A 17,531-nucleotide genomic window follows, 5' to 3' on the forward strand; every position below is an offset into this window, starting at 1 on the left:
TGGGCTGAACCCCAGCCATACGCCTTACGCTGTAAGCCGTAGGAGCGCGACTTATCGCGCGAGAAGCCCCGCCAGGCTATTAGCCTGGCGGGGCTTTGTCGTTTTCTGACGCTTCGCGTAGAGGCGATTTCTCGCGTGATGGTTTCAATCGCCGGATAAATCCGGCTCCTACCATATCGGTGCCGCCTCTACCCATGTAGGAGCGCGATTTATCGCGCGATTGCAGCAGCTATATTGATCGCCCGATAAATCGGGCTCCTACGTCTGCTCCCGGCGCAGCCGGATCAGCGCAGGCTGATGATCCGCCAGCCACGGGCCTCGGCGGCTTCACGCAGGGTGTCGTCGGGGTCGACGGCCACCGGGTACTCGACGATCTCCAGCAGCGGCAGGTCATTGTGAGAGTCGCTGTAGAACCAGGCCTCGTCGAGGGTCAGGTCCTTGTCGCTCAGCCACTCATCCAGACGCTTTACTTTGCCCTCGCGATAGCTGGGCGTGCCCCTCACCTTGCCGGTGTAGTGCCCGTCGAGGATCTCGGGGTCCACCGCGATCAGGTCATCGACCCCCAGGCGCTCGGCGATGGGGCCGGTGATAAAGCGGTTGGTGGCGGTGATGATTAGCAGGGTGTCGCCCTTGGAGCGGTGGCGGGCCAGCAGCTCCTCCCCCTTGGGCAGGATGTTTGGCTCGATCTTGCTGGCCATGAACTGCTGATGCCAGGCGGCGAGCTGCTCCGGGCTGTTCTCGGCCAGGGGCCTGAGCGCCACCTCGAGAAATGCCTGGATATCCAGGGTGCCGGCCTCGTAATCGGCCATGAAGCGGTCGTTGGCCTCGCGGTAGGCCACTGGGTCGACGGCGCCCTGCTCGAGCAGGAACTCGCCCCAGGCATGATCGCTGTCGATCGACAGCAGAGTGTTGTCCAGGTCGAAGATGGCCAGACTCACAGAGACTCTCCAGGGTTGCTGACGGGATGGGTGGAAAGCCGGCGATTATGGCAGATGCCGTGTTTCGCTGCATCTTGCGGCGGAAGGCGTATTGATGCGCTTCACGGCCTTGTGGAAGAATGGCTGCAATACTGGTTTCAACAAGGTGAAGTCCGTGATCGACGCTGACGGCTTTCGCCCCAACGTTGGCATCATCATAGCCAACGACCAGGGGCAGCTGCTTTGGGCGCGTCGTGTAGGGCAGAATGCGTGGCAGTTCCCCCAGGGAGGCATCAAGTCTGACGAGACACCCAAACAGGCGCTATTTCGAGAGCTCCATGAGGAGATCGGCCTGACGGCTGAAGACGTCGAGATTCTTGCCTGCACCCGGGGTTGGCTACGTTATCGCCTGCCGCGACGCATGATTCGCACGCATTCCAGGCCGGTGTGTATCGGCCAGAAACAGAAGTGGTTCCTGCTCCGGATCCGCTGTCAGGAGAGCCAGATCTGCATGGATCTCTCCGAGAAGCCGGAGTTCGACGGCTGGCGCTGGGTCAGCTACTGGCACCCGCTGGCCCAGGTGGTGCCCTTCAAGCGAGAGGTATACCGCCGTGCCCTGAAGGAGCTTTCGCCGCGGGCCCAGCGCCTGGCGCTGGGCCATGGTTAGACCATCTGGAGGGCTGAGCCCCGATCGCAACACACGATAACAGCGCCATACGACAGCGCTAACCAACAACAGGGGTACCCACTCGACATGCTCGAGGTCTTGCGCCGCATCATCCAGGAAGTCAACGGGGCCCGCAGCCTGGAGGCGGCGCTCTCTACCATGGTGCGGCGCATACGCAAGGCGATGAAGACCGATGTCTGTTCCTTCTATCTCTTCGATGAAGAGATAGATCGCCTGGTGCTGATGGAGACCATCGGGCTGCGCAGCCAGGCGGTGGGGCAGGTGAGCCTGCCCGTCGGCGAGGGCCTGGTGGGGCTGGTGGCCATGCGGGAGGAGCCCCTCAACCTCGAGGATGCCCAGGCGCATCCGCAATTTCGCTACTTCGAATCTACCGGCGAGGAACGCTATTCCAGTTTCCTCGGCGTGCCCATCATCCACCAGCGCCGCATGCTAGGCGTGCTGGTGGTGCAGCAGGCCGAGAAACGTCGTTACGGCGAGGAGGATGAGGCGTTTCTGGTGACCATGGCCGCCCAGCTGGGCGGCGTGCTGGCCCATGCCCTGGTCACTGGCAACCTGACCCGGCCTGGCCTGCAGGGGCAGGTGCAGTTCAAGGGCGTGGCCGCCTCGCCGGGCATGGCGATCGGCGAGGCGGTGGTGATCGCGGCGCCCGCCGACCTCGACAGCGTACCCGACCTGATCCCGACCGACGTCGAGTACGAGATCAACCGCCTCAAGGAGGCGATCGGTGGCGTGCGCGAGGAGATTCGCTCCGCCGGGGCTCGCCTGGCCAGTCGCATCTCGGCCCAGGAACTGGCGCTGTTCGAGGTCTACCAGCAGATGCTCAGCGAGGCCGCGCTCTCCCAGGAGGTGGAGAAGCGCATTCGCGAGGGCCAGTGGGCCCCGGGTGCCCTGGCCGATGTGGTCAAGCGGCACGTGCAGTACCTGGAGCGGGTCGATGACGACTACCTGCGCGAGCGTGCGGCGGATGTGCGCGATCTGGGGCGGCGGGTGCTGGCCCACCTGCAGGAGGAGAGCCCCCAGACCCCCAATGTCTATCCCGAGCGCACCATCCTGGTGGGGGATGAGTTGAGCGTGGCGCTGCTCGGCGAGGTGCCGCGCGACAAGCTGGCCGGCCTGGTCTCGGTGCGTGGTTCAAGCACCTCGCATGTAGCGATCCTGGCGCGTGCCATGGGCATTCCCACCGTGCTGGGCATGGTCGATCTGCCGCTGCCGCGACTCTCCGGTGAGCAGCTGATCCTCGATGGTCACCGTGGGCGGCTCTACATGCGCCCCGGTGCCGACCTGCTGACCCACTACGAGGGCATGATTAGCGAAGAGGCGGCGCTGGCCGAGGTGCTCGAGCACGAGCAGCACCTGCCCAGCTGTACCCCGGATGGCCACACCATGCCGTTGATGGTCAACACCGGCCTGGCGGTGGACGCGGTGGCCTCGCTCAAACCGCGTATCAGCGGGGTGGGGCTTTATCGCACCGAGGTGCCCTTCATGGTCACCGAGCGCTTCCCTGGCGAGCTGGAGCAGACACGCCTCTATCGCGACCAGCTCGAGAGCTTTGCCCCCCTGCCGGTGGTCATGCGCACCTTGGATATCGGTGGCGACAAGGACCTGCCCTACTTTCCCATCGAGGAGGCCAACCCCTTCCTCGGCTGGCGGGGAATCCGCGTCACGCTCGATCACCCCGAGGTGCTGATGGTCCAGCTGCGCGCCATGTTGCGCGCCTCCCAGGGGCTCGACAACCTGCAGATACTGCTGCCCATGATCACCAATGTCGACGAGGTCGACACCGCCCAGCGTCTGATCAAACGCGCCATCGTCGAATTGAGCGAGGAGGGCGTGGTGGTGCCACAGCCCAGGGTGGGGGTGATGATCGAGGTGCCGGCTACGCTCTACCAGCTCGATGCCCTGGCCGCGCGGGCCGATTTCTTCTCGGTCGGCAGCAACGACCTGACCCAGTACCTGCTGGCGGTGGATCGCAACAACCCACGGGTCGCCGACCTCTATGACGCCTGCCATCCCGCGGTGCTCTCCGCCATGTCTCTGCTGGCCAGCGAGTCTCGTCGGCTCGAGATGCCGGTCTCGGTGTGCGGTGAACTGGCTGGTGATCCTGCCGGCGCGATCCTGCTGATGGGCATGGGCTTCGGCGCACTCTCCATGAACGCCCCCAGCCTGCCGAGGGTACGCGCCGCCATCCGTCGGGTACCGCTGAAGGATGCCCAGGAGCTTGTCGACCAGACCCTGCGCCTCGATAGCCCCGACGAGGTGCGCCGTCATCTCAATCAACGCATTGGCGAATGGGAGCTCTCCCACCTGATGCCGCCCCGGGACTAACCGCGGAGCCGTGGGTCGTAGGCGCGCGATTTATCGCGGATTAGCCACCCTTGTAGGAGCGCGATTTATCGCGCGATAGCCGTGGCTGAAGTTCTCGCCGGATAAACCCGGCTCCTACGACGGGATATGGCACCATTCTCGTAGGCGCGCGATTTATCGGTGGTCCGACATTTCGGCGATCAAAAAGGTTTCCCCATCCGCCACGCCCCCTGGCCCGAAGCGCCTCTCCCCGATCTCCATGCGCCCGCTGGTGTGCCAGTTGAGCCAGGTCATGGCTCGGGTGCCGTACTCCTCGCCGATGATAAAGGGGGAAGAGAGGGTGCGTTCCAGTTCGAGCCCCACACCGGTATCCGGCAGGGCGTGGTCATCGGCGGGGCGCGAGTCGGCCATTGCCACCAGAGCATCATCGGGCCAACGTCCATGCCGAAGGGCGTGGCCGAGCCCCCGGCGGGCCTCGATCAGCTTCGGCCAGGGGGTGTTAAGGGCGGCATTGGAGAGGCCGTGAAGGCCGGGCGGGACCTCGCGCAGCCAGGCCCTTTCGAGGCCGCGGTGCAGGTGCCACAGCCGTTCGCCATCGCCGGCCAGCAGATTGAAGCCGGCATAGCGCAGCGCCTCGCCATGCTCCAGGTGTGCCAGCCAGTCGCCGAGCTCGGGCTGGGTCAAGGCGTCATGGACCAGGCCGCCGCGACTCGGCGCTCCGTCGGGCACTCTCAGGCGAGGGTCGCGCACATTGGTGACCGCGGCGAAGCGCCCTCGGCGGTTAACCGCCAGCCAGGTGCCGCCGGCTTCCAGGTCGCGTCCGCCGACAATATCGGGGGCGTCGTCCCAGGCTGCCAGTGGGGCGGCGGGGCGGGCGTGGAACTCATCGCGGTTGGCGACCAGGCGTAGTGGCCAGGCGTCGCCCGGGCGATGGTCGAAGGCAATCAGGCACATGCGGCCAGCTTAGCGGCTCGGCACCGGGCGGGGAACCCCGCGATGACAGCGGCAACTGGCCGGCGTACACTCAGCCCCCACCCCGATAACGGCAAACAGGACGCATGCGAGACGAGCCACGCGGCGCTTGGCGCCCTTCACCCCTTATCATGGCGGCACTACTGCTCCAGCTGGCCCTGCTGGTCGTCGGTATCGTCCTGCTGCTGTATGCCGGTGGTGGGGCCTCGGCCTGGCTGATGGCCCTGCTACTGGGGTCGAGCCTCAATCTGCTACTGGTGGTGCTGCAGCCGTGTCGTTGGGCTCGGGATCAGCTGAAAACCCCAGACGAACTGTTAGCCAAGCGGCCAGATGCACACGCCGTAAAGCCGGAGACCGTTGCCGAGCCCACGGCGACGGAGGCTCGGCTTCGCCGCCAGGTGCGTGATCTCCAGGATGATCTCGCCCACCGCAAGCAGAGGCTTTCCCGGCTGATGGCGTGGCGCGAGCGGACTCGCGAGTCATCGCGGCTGAAATCCGACTATCTGAGCCTGATGGGGCGCGAGCTGCGGCGTCTGCGCCTGCGGCTCGACGAACTCGCCAGCGAGCACTCATCAAACCCTGATGCCGAGGCCTCCATGGTCGATGAGTTGCGCGAGCGTCTTGCCGGAATGAATGAGTTGCTCGAAGGGGTGGCCGGGGAGGAGGGCGGTTCGTCCTCGACGCGGCCGACCGCTCGCCAGGGGCGGGTATTGATCGTCGATGATGGCCCGGTCAACCTGATGCTGGCTCAGCAGGTACTGGAGCGAGAGGGGCTCAGGGTCACCGCGGTCACCTCGGGGAGCGAGGCCCTCGCGCTTCAGGCGCAGGAACACTTCGACCTGGTGCTGATGGATATTTTTATGGAGGACATGGACGGCATGGAGACGAGCCGCCGCTGGCGCGAGCAGGAGCGAGCCGGACACGTGGCAAATGGCAGTGTGCTGGTCGCGTTGACCGCCAACGTTCGCGACGATGATCGCCGGCGCTTCATCGAGGCGGGACTGGATGACGTTCTGGCCAAGCCCTATCGCCCCCAGGAACTGGTCGAGCGGGTCACTCGCTGGCTGCCGGAGCACCTCGCGGAGCCAGAGGCATGAGCACATTATTGCTGGTCTTCGTCGGCTATCTGGCGCTGGGCGCCGTCGCCGGGACTCTGGCCGGGCTGTTCGGGGTCGGGGGAGGGCTGATCATCGTGCCGGCCCTGGTCGTGGCGTTTGGCGTTCAAGGAGTGTCACCTGAGGTCACCATGCACCTGGCGGTGGGCACATCGCTTGCTACCATCGTGGTGACCGGCGCCTCCTCGGCCTGGGGACACTACCATCGCGGCAGCATCCACCAGCAGTGGTTTCTGGCCCTGCTGCCCGGGCTGCTGCTGGGAGCCATTGCCGGCGTATTCGTCGCCGACGGCCTCTCCGCGGGCAGCCTGGGCACCCTGTTCGGGGTGTTCGTGCTGGTGATGGCGGCGCGCATGGCGCTCTCGCGCGGCCCCCGCCCCGGCAGTGTGGCACCGGGTCGGGCGACCATGGCCGCCGCCGGTGGGGTGATCGGTGGTATCTCCGCGCTGTTCGGCATCGGCGGTGGCACCCTCTGCGTGCCCTGGCTGACGCGCTGTGGTGCACCGTTGACCCAGGCAGTGGGCACTTCGGCCGCCTGTGGCATCCCGATTGCCCTGTTTGGCGCGGCTACCTTTTCGGTGCTCGGCTGGGGCAATGCCCTGCTTCCCGCGGGTGCCACCGGCTTCGTGATGTGGCCGGCCCTGCTGGGCATCGCGCTCGCCAGCGTACCCTGCGCACGCCTCGGTGTGCGGCTGGCCCACCGTCTGCCTGCCCGAGTACTGCGCCTGGCCTTCGCCGCCCTGCTGGCCTCGGTCGGCCTGACCTTCGTTTTATAGCGATTCGGCTTCGCCGAAAGCGGTAAGCCATACGCTTTACGCTATACGAAAAAACCTTGCCGAGAGTTTAGGTGGCAGTAATCTTGGCTTACGGCTTACGTCTCCCAGTGTTTAAGGATTTCCATGCTTTCCTACCCTGATATCAATCCCGTGGCGATCTCCCTTGGCCCCTTCCAGGTGCACTGGTATGGCCTGATGTATGTGGTCGGCTTCGTCGCCGCCTGGTTCCTTGGACGCCGCCGCGCCGCGCGAATCGGCCTGAGCCCGGACGATATCGGTGACCTGATCTTCTACGCTGCCCTGGGCGTGGTGCTGGGTGGCCGACTGGGCTATGCACTCTTCTACGGCCTCGGCCAGTGGCTCGCCGACCCCTTGTGGATCGTGCGAGTGTGGGATGGCGGCATGAGCTTCCATGGCGGCCTGCTCGGTGTATTGGTGGCCATGTGGTGGTTTGCCAGGAAGAAGCGCCTGGCTTTCTTCACCCTGACCGACTTCGTGGCACCGCTGGTGCCCATCGGCCTGGGGGCAGGGCGCATCGGCAACTTCATCAACCGCGAACTGCCCGGCCGGGTGACCGAGATGCCCTGGGGCATGCCATTCCCCGGGCTGGGTGCCGAGCCGCGCCACCCCTCGTCGCTCTATGAGGCGGCCCTCGAGGGCGCGGTACTGTTTATCGTGCTGTGGTTTGTTACCGCCACGCCGCGCCGCCGTGGCCTGGCCTCGGGGCTGTTCCTCACGCTCTACGGCGCCTTCCGCTTCCTGGTGGAGTTCTACCGCCTGCCGGACGCCCATATCGGCTACCTGGCCTTCGGCTGGTTCACCATGGGCATGCTGCTGACGCTGCCGATGATCGCCGGTGGGTTGGCACTGATCGCCTGGTCGCGCCGCCAGCCGGTGGATGCCAAGGTAGCGTAGGAGCGCGATTTATCGCCCGGTGAGTCGGGCTCCTACAGAATGGTTGCAAGCCACCGATCTCGTAGGAGCGCGATTTATCGCGCGATACCTGGCCTCCCATCGCCACCGTTGGACGTGTAGAATCCGCCTTCCAGCCACCCGCCCCGACGATACCGTGACCGACGATACTCAGCCCGCTCTCGAACAGCCCTATCTCGACCTGATGCGCCAGGTGCTCGACCATGGTGTGGAGCGCGACGATCGCACCGGGGTAGGGACCCGTTCGATCTTCGGCCACCAGATGCGCTTCGACCTGGCCCGAGGCTTTCCGCTGCTGACCACCAAGAAGCTTCACACTCGCTCGATCTTCCACGAGCTGCTCTGGTTTCTGGCCGGCGATACCAATATCGGCTACCTCAAGGAGCATGGTGTTCGTATCTGGGACGAGTGGGCCGACGACAACGGCGACCTGGGGCCGATCTATGGCTACCAGTGGCGCAGCTGGCCGGACCCCCGCGGTGGCCACGTCGACCAGATCGCGGGCCTGCTGGAGCAGTTGCGGGTCAATCCCCGCTCGCGGCGCCTGATCGTCTCCGCCTGGAACCCCGCCCAGGTCGAGGAGATGCAGCTGCCCCCCTGCCACTGCCTGTTCCAGTTCTACGTGGCCGAGGGGCGGCTCTCCTGCCAGCTCTACCAGCGCAGCGCCGATATCTTCCTGGGCGTGCCCTTCAATATCGCCAGCTACGCGCTGCTGACCCAGATGATCGCCCAGGTGGCGGGGCTGGCGCCCGGCGAGTTTATCCACACCCTGGGCGACGCTCACCTCTACCTGAATCATCTGGAGCAGGCCGAGGAGCAGCTGTCGCGCACGCCGCGCCCGGCGCCCCGGCTGGTGCTCGACCCAGGCGTCAATGATCTCTTCGATTTTGGCATCGAGCATATCGCCATCGAGGGCTACGACCCCCACCCGCATATCAAGGCGGAGGTTGCCGTATGAGCCAGGACGAGCAAATGAGCAACGAGGTGTTTATGGATGACACCCTGGTGCCCATCGCCATGATCTCCGCCATGGATCGCAACCGGGTGATCGGGGTCGACAACGCGCTACCCTGGTACCTGCCCGAGGACCTCAAGTTTTTCAAGCGCATGACCCAGGCCAAGCCGCTGGTGATGGGTCGCAAGACCTTCCAGTCCATCGGCCGGCCGCTGCCCGGGCGGCTGAATATCGTGGTGACTCGTGACGAGAGCTTTCAGCATGACGGCATCCGCGTCTGCCACGATATCGCCTCGGCGCTGACTCTGGCTGACCAGCAGGCGACCATCGATGGGGTGGAGGAGATCATGGTGATGGGGGGCGCCGAGATCTATGCCCAGGCGTTGCACCACGCCAGCCGCCTCTACCTGACCGAAGTGGATATCGAGGTGGAGGGCGATGCCCGCTTCCCCGAGATCGATTCTGACGAATGGGTGGAGGTCCAGCGGGTGGCCGGTAGCCCCGCCGAAGGGCAGCCCGCCTACGACTTCGTCGAGTACCGTCGTCGCGAAGATCAGCACCGGGAGAGCGTCGGCGCCTGACGACATTTGTCATGGGCGCGCATCTGGCACAGACTTGATGACACCGCCTGTATCTCAGAGTCTGTGGAAGGAGAACGGTTTGGCCGAGCAACGCGTACACTCGCTGCTGGATGCCCTGGAGGGGCGCACCCGATTGCTGCTGGAGCGCCTGGCCCATGAGCGCGGGGCACGCCGCCACGCCGAGAGCGTACAGGGTGAGCTGAGCCAGCGGCTCGGCGAGCTGGAGCACCGCCTGGCCGAGACTCAAGCCGCCCACCGGGAACTCGCCGAAGTGCATCGTGAACTGGAAGAGGCGCACCGCACGCTGGAGGAGGGCCGTCGCAAGCTTGAGGAGCAGTGCCGTGAGCTGGAGGAGGAGTGCCGTGAGCTCGACGAGCAGAACAGCGAGCTGGAGGCCCATAACCGCCATCTTCATGAGCGCCTGACCAGCGGCCAGCCCACCGAGGGCGGCTTTCGCCCCGGGCGCCGCTCCCAGGGCCTCTCCGCGCTGATCGGCCACCGCCCGGCGCCTGCCACCGAGCCATCCCCTACGGCGCCTTCCGCAGCTGAAGAAGTTGCAGACCTCTCATCGGCTGCCGCGAAACCAGCCACCCCCGCCGAGGAATCCCGGCCTGTTGGCGATCAGGTCCCTGCCATCGATTCCGTTGCCGCAATCGACTCTGCCGCAGGGGAAAACGCCGAAGCCCCCCAGGCCGATAACGACCCAGAGGGTGGGCGCAAGGCGAGTGCTGATATCACCGAGGCGTCATCCGGCCACCCCTCGCCTGTCAACCCTGAGCCCGCCCATGAGCCACAGGGCAAGCGTCAGGACGCCTTGCCCATTGATGAGCCGCCATCTCCCCAGGCCCTGCTCGGCGAGTGGTACGCGCGCTATCCCAACGCCTTCTTCAAGGGGCATACCCGCCCCTTGATGGTCGGTATCCACGAGGTGCTGGCCAGTCGTGAGCCCTGGCCCGAGAAGCTGGTGCGGCGCGCCCTGGCCTGCTACGTCAATCTGCCGCGTTATCTCAAGGCGATGCGTATGGGCGCCGAGCGCATCGATCTCGACGGCCGCCCCGCCGGCAAGGTGGATGCCCAGGCCGCCGATTACGCTCATCGCAAGCTCGACCACCTGCAGGGCGATAAGCGGAGCGGGAAAGGGCGCAACCACCAGGATCGGCAGCACCAGGGCCGTGGCAAGACAGCCAAGGGGGCCATTCAGACGAAGGGCAAGCCAAAGGCTGAGAGCAGGGGCGGCGTAAAGGGCGGCGCAGCAAAAGGGCGTGTCGATGCTCCCGATTCGGCGTCTCACCAGCCCGATGCCGCGGCCGCGCCGGCTACCATGGAGGAGAAGCTCTCGGCCCTCTTGGCCAAGCACAATGGCCGCTGAAGCCTTCTTAAGTCTATGATTTTGTTGTCCTTGTATCTTTAGGTGCCAACGGTATGTCGCGTTGGTAGCCGTTGACTTGTGTTCGTCATATCGGCAAGGCATTATGCAGCAACCGCCGTGAGGCGCGTGTTTGCGTAGTTGCAGTAAAGTTCCGTGTTGTGAGGGCAGAAAATAGGAAAACAGTGTTTTTTTCTTCTTGCGTTCCCTCATGACCCGGTATAAGGTTGCTCCTGCGAGCATTGGAATATAACTAAGGCTTTGCCGAAGTGAGGCTCGCACCGGCACCCTTCGCGAAGAAGGTTAGCCGAGACGAGCCGGCGCAGACCGGCCAGGCCTGCCGAATCGCCCGAGAGCGGTCGGCAACAAACGATCGAAACAGACTGCTAGTCAAAGGAACATCATCATGATGAAGAAGACACTGTTAGCGACTGCTATTGCCGGCGCCATGGTTGCCACCGGCGCCCAGGCCGCCACCGTTTACAACCAGGACGGCACCAAGCTGGACCTGTACGGCAACCTGCAAATTGCTTATGCGTCCGTTGAGAAAGCTCAGCGTAACGACAATGGCGAGATTGTGGGTGCGGATAGCGCCGATGAGATCCTCGATAATGGCTCTACCCTTGGCTTCTCCGGTGAGCATATGATCAGCCGTGGCCTGTCCGGCTACTTCAAGTATGAGTTTGAAGGTGAAGCAGACGAAGCCAAGACCGCTGGCGGTCTAAATAAAGGTGACCAGGCCTATATGGGTCTGAAGGGTAACTTTGGTGATGTTCGCCTGGGTTCCTGGGATCCGCTGATCGACGACTGGATCCAGGATCCGATCACCAATAACGAGTTCTTCGACGTCTCTGACTCCAGCTACACTCGTGACCTGGATGCGGTCAGCATCGTTGGTATTGAGAACCGTGAAGGCAACAAGCTGCAGTACCTGTCACCTTCTCTCAGTGGTTTCCAGTTTGCCATCGGCACCCAGTACGAGGGTGATGCTGAGGACGAGAACTTCTCCGGTTCTAGCAACGCCTCGGCTTTCGGTGGTGTGAAGTACACCGCCGGCGACTTCTCCATCGCGGCTGCCTACGACAACCTCGATAACAACGATGGCACTTATTCTGGCGTCGACGTCGATGCTGGCGATCAGTACGGTATTACTGCCCAGTACACTATCGACACCCTGCGTGTTGCTGCCAAGGTAGAGCGTTTCGAGTCGGACAACGAGTTCAGCGAAGACGCTAACTTCTATGCTCTGGGTGCCCGTTACGGCTACGGCATGGGCGACATCTACGGCGCCTATCAGTACATCGATGTGGGTGGTGACACCTTCCGTAATGTCGTCGGCGATGTCATCAAAGGTGATGCTGAAACCAGCGAGACCTTTAACGAAGTCGTAATTGGTGCCACCTATAACGTCTCCGATGCCATGTATACCTTTATCGAAGGTGCCTGGTACGATCGTGAGAAAGATGCAAGCGACGGCGTTGCCGTTGGTGCCGTCTACCTGTTCTAATCCATTCGGTCGCAGGGCCTGACCCTGCCCCGATGGGTTTCGACATCGAAAGCCGATCCTCCGGGGTCGGCTTTTTTTATTACCGGCATGACCAAGCGAGGTTCCATGAACAAGCCTATCGTGACCGCCGGCCTGCTAAGCCTGGGGCTCGCCCTGGCCGGCTCCCAGGCACTGGCCAGCGAAATGCAGGATCGTTTCCGCGAGTCGGGCAAGCAGCTCGACCTGACCGGCTTCCTGCAGGCCGATAATGATGCCCGTAGCCGCAGCTTCCTCTACGGAGGCGTGCAGGAGCACGACTTCACCGTCAAGGAGGCCGGCACCTACCGCTTCGATAGCCAGGTGCCGGCTGGGGAGTCCGAGGAGTATCGCATCGAGGCGCGGTTGCTGGACAGGCAGGGGAATGTCCTGGCCCGCAGTGAGGCGCTTGGGCAGAATGGCGGCCTGAGCTTCGAGCAGCGCCTGGCGCCCGGCGACTATGTGCTGCAGGTGCAGGGCAACAAGTTCGGCACGGTGCGCCGCGGCGGCAACAGCTTCTCGGTGAGTGTCTCGGGCGTGGACGTCGAGGAGGGAATCTCCGCCGGCGAGGGGATCGCCTTTACCGGCACCAGCCGTGAGGGCGGTCGTAACGCCTTCGTGCGCCGTTCGGATGTGGTGGCCGCCATTGCCGCGCCCGCGGCCAGCGATTCTGTCCAGGCGTCTCAGTCCGCCCGGGCTGGGGCTCAATCATCGAGTGTAGAGCCGAGGGCAGAAGCAGCGGGTCGTCAGGCAGCCACCGTTGAGAGCGGCGCTTCCGTTGCCTCAGAGTCGAAGCCTGACAAGGGCTTCGAGCGGATCGTCACCGACGTCAAGATCCGCGCCCGTGGTGAGGTGCTGAGCTTCGAGGTGCTGGAAGCGGGCACCGTGGCCATCGCCACCTCCACCTTCCCCGGTAACGAAGGCACCTACCGCATCGAGGCCGAGGTGGTGGACGAGCAAGGGCGCGTGGTGGCAAGCGACGCCGGAGAGGGCTTCGATGGTGACATCGATCTGCGCACCGAGCTGCAGCCAGGCCGCTACACCATTCGCGTAAGAGGGCAGAAGTTCGGCTCGGCGATGAGCGGCGTCAATAACTACGAGCTCGAGGTGCGACAGCTGGATCGTCGCTGACAGCGCTATCTGTGTGGCTAACGAAAAAAGCCCCGACCAAGGTCGGGGCTGAAGGATCGATTAGTGCTGCTTGTACTATCAGTTGTTTCTGCATGACGGGGCGCTACCCGTCATTGGTCGGCTTGTTAGAAGCTGTACATCACCATGCCCTGGATACGAGTGGCGTCACCGTCGTCGCCACCCTTGGTCTCACGGCTGGCCCAGGCGGCCTCGATGCCATATTTGATACGCTCGGCCGGCGACCAGATATAGTTCAGATAAGCGGTCTCGAAGGTGTCATCCCCGTCCACTTCCTCATCGTCGAGATCGACGGTGGAGACGTTATAGGAGGCGTTGATGGCACCCGGGCCGGCCTTGATGCTGGCGCCAATGGTGCCGCCGGTGCTCTCCAGTGTTTCAAGATCACCGTTGTCAGCCAGGTAGGCCGGAGACGTCTGCGGGCTGACGTTCATATAGCCGCCGATGCCATCACCATGGGTCACGCCGGCGCGCAGGGTAACGGCCTCGGAGACATCCATGGCCGCCTCCAAGGCGACACCCCAGCCAAAGGCGGAGTCATCGCTTACAGTGGCACCAGCATCTTCTTCCGCATCATACTCGAGCTGACGCAGTACGGCGGAGGCCGAGTACTTTAAGGGGCCGGAGGCATCGGTATAGCGGGCGATCACATCGGGCAGCTCGCTCTTGGCGGCATCCTCTGAGGTCTGGACAACATTGTTTTCGGTCTTTTCTGACCCGCCCAGGGTATCCGGGTCCTCGATGGACGCAGAGAAGTTGCCGGCGGTATAGCGCAGCTGCGGCTGACGCGCCTGGTTGCCAACCCCGGGGGGGCCGCGGAAGTCGATGGTCGGAGTGCCTGCCACGAAGCCGTAGAAGTTGGTCCAGGTCTGGCCGGCCAGGATGCCGTCCCAGGAGCCGTAGGCATGACGCAGACGGAAGTTGTTGTTTTTGCCGTAGAAATCACCCTCGATACGGGTGACCAGGTCGCTGCCGGAGATCGGGGTCGTGGTCTGGAAGCCGATACGGCTCTGGTAGGCATGCATATTGAAGTGGCCATCCTGGCTCTCTTCGCCATCCAGCTTGATCTTGCTATGAGTGATGAGGTTGCCCATATCGGCATCCACATCATAGATGATATCCAGCTTGGCATAGCCGTAGACGCTGGCCTTGGTATCACCGATCTCGAAATCCACGGCGTGGGAGGCGCTCGCCACGGCCAGTGCCAGGGCGGAGGCGGTAAAGATCGAGGCCTGCTTCAGTTTATTGTGTTGGGTCACGTGCGTTGTTCCTTGAATCATTTGGCCGTGAGGGCCGGCTTTATAATGTTGTTCCTGCGGTGCAGCCAATAGTGCGAATTGGCGTTGCAGCTGACGTAAACGTCAGGACGAAATTAGCGAGACGCAGCGTTGATAACAACGCCATGGGAGTTTAAAGCGACTAAAGTCGTAGGAACTTTGCCGGCGGCTATCTCGACATCGATCACAGCGGCCCGACGGGCCTCTTGATCGGGAGGAGCAGTTCGAGGAGGTCAGCCGTGCCCTATGGGCCGAGACGCTGGGTAGCCAATGAATAAACGAGGAACGACCAGAACCGTCAGGAGCTACCGGTAGCAGGCAGGAAGTGGCGCCCCCATCAGGATTCGAACCTGAGACCTTCCCCTTAGGAGGGGGACGCTCTATCCAGCTGAGCTATGGGGGCAACACGCGGCGCATTATAGAGAAATGTGCCGCCGAGGGGAACCGGCAGCAAGGTGCCATCGTCGATAGGTGCCGTCCCGGATGGCAGCGATTCGGGGCGTTATGGAGATGAGCCGGAGGCGGCTTGCGGGTAGAATGCCGGCATCTTCGTACAAGGTCGCCCCATGACTGTCCCTTCGTCTCCGCCGCCATCGTCTCCGCTCTCCATCCATGGTGATCGCCATTTCGACGGCCTGGCCGACAAGTTTGCCGCGAGCCTCTATGGCGGCGTGCGGGGAGAGCTGCGCCTGGCGCTGCTCGACCGCCTGCTGCCGGAGATGCTCGATCTGCGCGGCCAGCCGCTGCTCGACGTGGGCGGTGGCCTGGGGCAGCTGGCCGGCTGGTTTGCCGAGCGGGGGCATCCGGTCACCCTGGCCGAGCCCTCCGCCGAGATGCTCGAACGGGCCCGCGAGGCGCTGCTGAAAACATCGGCCGAGCGCGAGATCACCTTTCTTCCGGCGCCGCTGCAGGCGCTTCCCGAGCAGGCCCCCGGCCCCTGGTCGTTGATCGCCTGCCATGCGGTGCTCGAGTGGCTGGGGGATCCGCGTGCGGCCCTGGCGACCCTGGCCGGCCTGCTGGTCCCGGGCGGGCAGCTCTCGTTGATGGTCTTCAATCGCGATGCCCTGCGCTTCTCCAATGTGGTCAAGGGTAACCTGCAGAAGGCCCTGGATGACCGCCTGGAGGGCAAGGGACTGCGTCGTCGACTGACACCGATCTCGCCGCTGACACACGCCCAGATCATGGCCTGGAGTGCCGAGCTGGGCCTTGAGGTGCGCGAGGTCGCGGGCATTCGGGTCTTCCATGACTATTTGCGCAGCCCCCCGCAGACCGATGACGACCGCGAGCGGCTGCTCGAGCTCGAGTGGCGCTACTGCCGGGTCGACCCCCACTGGCGGCTGGGCCGCTATCTGCTCTATACCCTGGTGCGCCGTGATACCCCGGTTTCACCCGCCTCTTCATCAGTCTCTTCACCAACCTCTTCATCAACCTCTTTACAAGACCAGGAGCCCCTGTGATGCATGCCGAGACACCCCGCGCCGAGAATCCGGTCTGCCAGCTGCTGGAGCGCCAGGCCGCCGACTATCGCGGTTGGTGGTGGGTGGCGCCGCCACGGGACACCTGGCTGGAGGCGGCGGGGCAGGGGATGGCGATCAGTGCCGACCTGAGCCTGCGTGAGGCGTGGCAGGCCGCCGGCGGCAGGGCACATTCCCCCTTTGCGCCCGAGCTTGCCGGTGACGAGCCCGGCCCGGCCGGGGTGGTGCTGTTCTGGCCCAAGAGTCATGCCCTGGGTGAGTGGTGGCTGCTGTGGTTGTGCGCCACGCTGCCCGAGGGCACGCCATTGCAGCTGGTGGGTGAGAACCAGGGCGGCATCAAGCGGGTGCTCAAGGTGCTGGCCGCCCTGGGGCTGGGGTGTCGCAAGCTCGACAGCGCGCGGCGCTGCTCGCTGTTCGAGAGCCGTCTCGGCCGGGTGGAGATCGACCCGGCGGCGGCCTGGACCACCTTCGATGCCGGCCTGGATGACGAGCCGTTGACCCTGGCCAGCCATCCGGGTGTATTCGGCCACGGCAAGCTCGACGATGGCACTCGGCTGCTGCTGGAGAGTTTGCCTGGAGCGCTGAGGTTCGAGGGTCGCGAGCTTCTGGATATGGGCTGTGGTGACGGCATCCTCGCCGCCTGGCTGGCACGCCAGGGAGCGCGGGTCAGTGCCGTGGATGTCAACGCCTTCTCGGTGGAGGCGACCCGGCGCAGCCTGGCAGCCAACGAGCTGGCCGGCGAGGTGCTGGAGAGCGATGTCTACTCGGCGCTGGCGGAGCGTCAGTTCGATGCCATCATCAGCAACCCGCCGTTTCATCAGGAGCGCGCCATCGATTACGGCCCCGCGGCGCGGCTGATCGGCGAGGCGCGGGCGCACCTGCGCCCCGGTGGTGCCTTGATCATCGTGGCCAACGCCTTCCTGCCCTATCCGGACCGGCTCGAGCGCGCCTTTGGCAGCTTCGAGATCCTCGCCGACGATCGTCGCTACCGGGTCTATCGCGCCATCAAGCGCTGATCAGGCGACGTGGTCGTGGTGCTGTGTGATGTCGCCTCGGCCGGCGAGCAGCCCGGCGACGGAGATGTCCTCATCGAGGGCATCCCAGTGAAGCCCCTTGCCTGAGTAGCTGATTCGAAACGCGTCGCGTTCGTCGGGAGTGGCGTGCAGCAGGCGTGGAAACCAGGCTAATGGGATACCCAGCGTTCTGCCATCGTTGAGCTCGACCCACATGGTGTAGTCATCAAAGCTGACGGTCTTGGCGGAAATGCTCATTCCAGGCCCTCTCGATATCATGACGATGCTCTTCGACCAACTGCATAAGCTGTGAGAGCTGTTTCCGATTGTAGCCAGCGCTGTTGGCGATAGCGACCTGTGGCTCCAGCCAGATCTTGGCCTCCCCATCTCCGCTTTCTGCATGAACATGGATAGGCTCGAGTGGGTTGCCTTCGTTGGAGTAGAAGAAGAACCTTATACCCTTGTAGCGGAAGATGACCGGCATGGTG

General features: G+C 64.1%; 17 protein-coding genes and 1 tRNA gene. 12 read left to right on the forward strand and 6 right to left on the reverse strand.

Annotated features, from left to right (window positions below):
- Positions 1 to 284: 284 nt before the first annotated feature.
- Entirely contained in the window at positions 285 to 938 is a 654-nt protein-coding gene (locus tag Q0894_RS12740) for an HAD family hydrolase (protein ID WP_299235952.1), read from the reverse strand.
- Positions 939 to 1,092: 154 nt separating this feature from the next.
- Here Q0894_RS12740 and Q0894_RS12745 point away from each other — a divergent pair, with 154 nt between their 5' ends.
- Positions 1,093 to 1,584, forward strand: a complete 492-nt coding sequence (locus Q0894_RS12745; RefSeq protein WP_299235954.1) for an RNA pyrophosphohydrolase — start codon at positions 1,093 to 1,095, stop codon at positions 1,582 to 1,584.
- 87 nt (positions 1,585 to 1,671) lie between these two features.
- Complete coding sequence (ptsP, locus tag Q0894_RS12750) at positions 1,672 to 3,930, forward strand: phosphoenolpyruvate--protein phosphotransferase (RefSeq protein ID WP_299235956.1); 2,259 nt, start codon at positions 1,672 to 1,674, stop codon at positions 3,928 to 3,930.
- A gap of 153 nt (positions 3,931 to 4,083) precedes the next feature.
- Here the strand turns inward: ptsP and Q0894_RS12755 are convergent, their stop codons facing one another.
- Complete coding sequence (locus tag Q0894_RS12755) at positions 4,084 to 4,863, reverse strand: NRDE family protein (RefSeq protein WP_299235958.1); 780 nt, start codon at positions 4,861 to 4,863, stop codon at positions 4,084 to 4,086.
- A 149-nt stretch (positions 4,864 to 5,012) separates the two neighbouring features.
- Between Q0894_RS12755 and Q0894_RS12760 the strand changes: the two genes are divergently transcribed.
- The 8 genes from Q0894_RS12760 (at position 5,013) to Q0894_RS12795 (ending at position 13,260) form a co-directional block, all read left to right on the forward strand.
- Positions 5,013 to 5,978, forward strand: a complete 966-nt coding sequence (locus tag Q0894_RS12760) for a response regulator (protein WP_299235960.1) — start codon at positions 5,013 to 5,015, stop codon at positions 5,976 to 5,978.
- Complete coding sequence (locus Q0894_RS12765; RefSeq protein ID WP_299235962.1) at positions 5,975 to 6,772, forward strand: sulfite exporter TauE/SafE family protein; 798 nt, start codon at positions 5,975 to 5,977, stop codon at positions 6,770 to 6,772. Before Q0894_RS12760 ends, Q0894_RS12765 begins: the two co-directional genes overlap by 4 nt.
- A gap of 123 nt (positions 6,773 to 6,895) precedes the next feature.
- On the forward strand, positions 6,896 to 7,687 hold the full coding sequence (lgt, locus tag Q0894_RS12770; protein WP_299235964.1) for a prolipoprotein diacylglyceryl transferase: 792 nt from the start codon (positions 6,896 to 6,898) through the stop codon (positions 7,685 to 7,687).
- A gap of 154 nt (positions 7,688 to 7,841) precedes the next feature.
- Positions 7,842 to 8,663, forward strand: coding sequence for a thymidylate synthase (locus Q0894_RS12775; protein ID WP_299235966.1), 822 nt, complete (start codon positions 7,842 to 7,844; stop codon positions 8,661 to 8,663).
- Positions 8,664 to 8,677: 14 nt separating this feature from the next.
- Positions 8,678 to 9,241 (forward strand): dihydrofolate reductase, encoded by a 564-nt coding sequence (locus tag Q0894_RS12780; RefSeq protein ID WP_299235968.1) that lies wholly within the window; start codon positions 8,678 to 8,680, stop codon positions 9,239 to 9,241.
- Positions 9,242 to 9,320: 79 nt separating this feature from the next.
- A complete protein-coding gene (locus Q0894_RS12785) occupies positions 9,321 to 10,610 on the forward strand; it encodes a ProQ/FINO family protein (RefSeq protein WP_299235970.1) in 1,290 nt (429 codons plus the stop codon).
- Between the two features lie 403 nt (positions 10,611 to 11,013).
- On the forward strand, positions 11,014 to 12,114 hold the full coding sequence (locus Q0894_RS12790; protein ID WP_366131019.1) for a porin: 1,101 nt from the start codon (positions 11,014 to 11,016) through the stop codon (positions 12,112 to 12,114).
- 105 nt (positions 12,115 to 12,219) lie between these two features.
- Positions 12,220 to 13,260 carry a hypothetical protein gene (locus Q0894_RS12795; RefSeq protein ID WP_299235972.1) on the forward strand — a complete coding sequence of 347 codons (1,041 nt, stop codon included), beginning with the start codon at positions 12,220 to 12,222 and terminating at the stop codon, positions 13,258 to 13,260.
- Positions 13,261 to 13,385: 125 nt separating this feature from the next.
- Here Q0894_RS12795 and Q0894_RS12800 read toward each other — a convergent pair whose 3' ends face one another.
- A complete protein-coding gene (locus tag Q0894_RS12800) occupies positions 13,386 to 14,537 on the reverse strand; it encodes a DcaP family trimeric outer membrane transporter (protein ID WP_299235975.1) in 1,152 nt (383 codons plus the stop codon).
- Positions 14,538 to 14,881: 344 nt separating this feature from the next.
- Positions 14,882 to 14,958 (reverse strand) — tRNA-Arg (locus Q0894_RS12805).
- Between the two features lie 163 nt (positions 14,959 to 15,121).
- Here Q0894_RS12805 and Q0894_RS12810 point away from each other — a divergent pair.
- Positions 15,122 to 16,012 carry a methyltransferase domain-containing protein gene (locus tag Q0894_RS12810; protein ID WP_299235977.1) on the forward strand — a complete coding sequence of 297 codons (891 nt, stop codon included), beginning with the start codon at positions 15,122 to 15,124 and terminating at the stop codon, positions 16,010 to 16,012.
- Positions 16,012 to 17,046 carry a methyltransferase gene (locus tag Q0894_RS12815; protein ID WP_299235979.1) on the forward strand — a complete coding sequence of 345 codons (1,035 nt, stop codon included), beginning with the start codon at positions 16,012 to 16,014 and terminating at the stop codon, positions 17,044 to 17,046. Before Q0894_RS12810 ends, Q0894_RS12815 begins: the two co-directional genes overlap by 1 nt.
- On the opposite strand, the gene Q0894_RS12820 is transcribed toward Q0894_RS12815, so the two are convergent.
- A complete protein-coding gene (locus tag Q0894_RS12820) occupies positions 17,047 to 17,301 on the reverse strand; it encodes a DUF2442 domain-containing protein (RefSeq protein WP_299235981.1) in 255 nt (84 codons plus the stop codon).
- Positions 17,270 to 17,527, reverse strand: coding sequence for a DUF4160 domain-containing protein (locus tag Q0894_RS12825; protein ID WP_299235983.1), 258 nt, complete (start codon positions 17,525 to 17,527; stop codon positions 17,270 to 17,272). The genes Q0894_RS12820 and Q0894_RS12825 overlap by 32 nt, the downstream gene beginning before the upstream one ends.
- Positions 17,528 to 17,531: the final 4 nt, after the last annotated feature.

This window comes from uncultured Halomonas sp. (genome assembly GCF_947501415.1).
In the GTDB taxonomy this organism is placed as follows: Bacteria; Pseudomonadota; Gammaproteobacteria; order Pseudomonadales; family Halomonadaceae; genus Halomonas.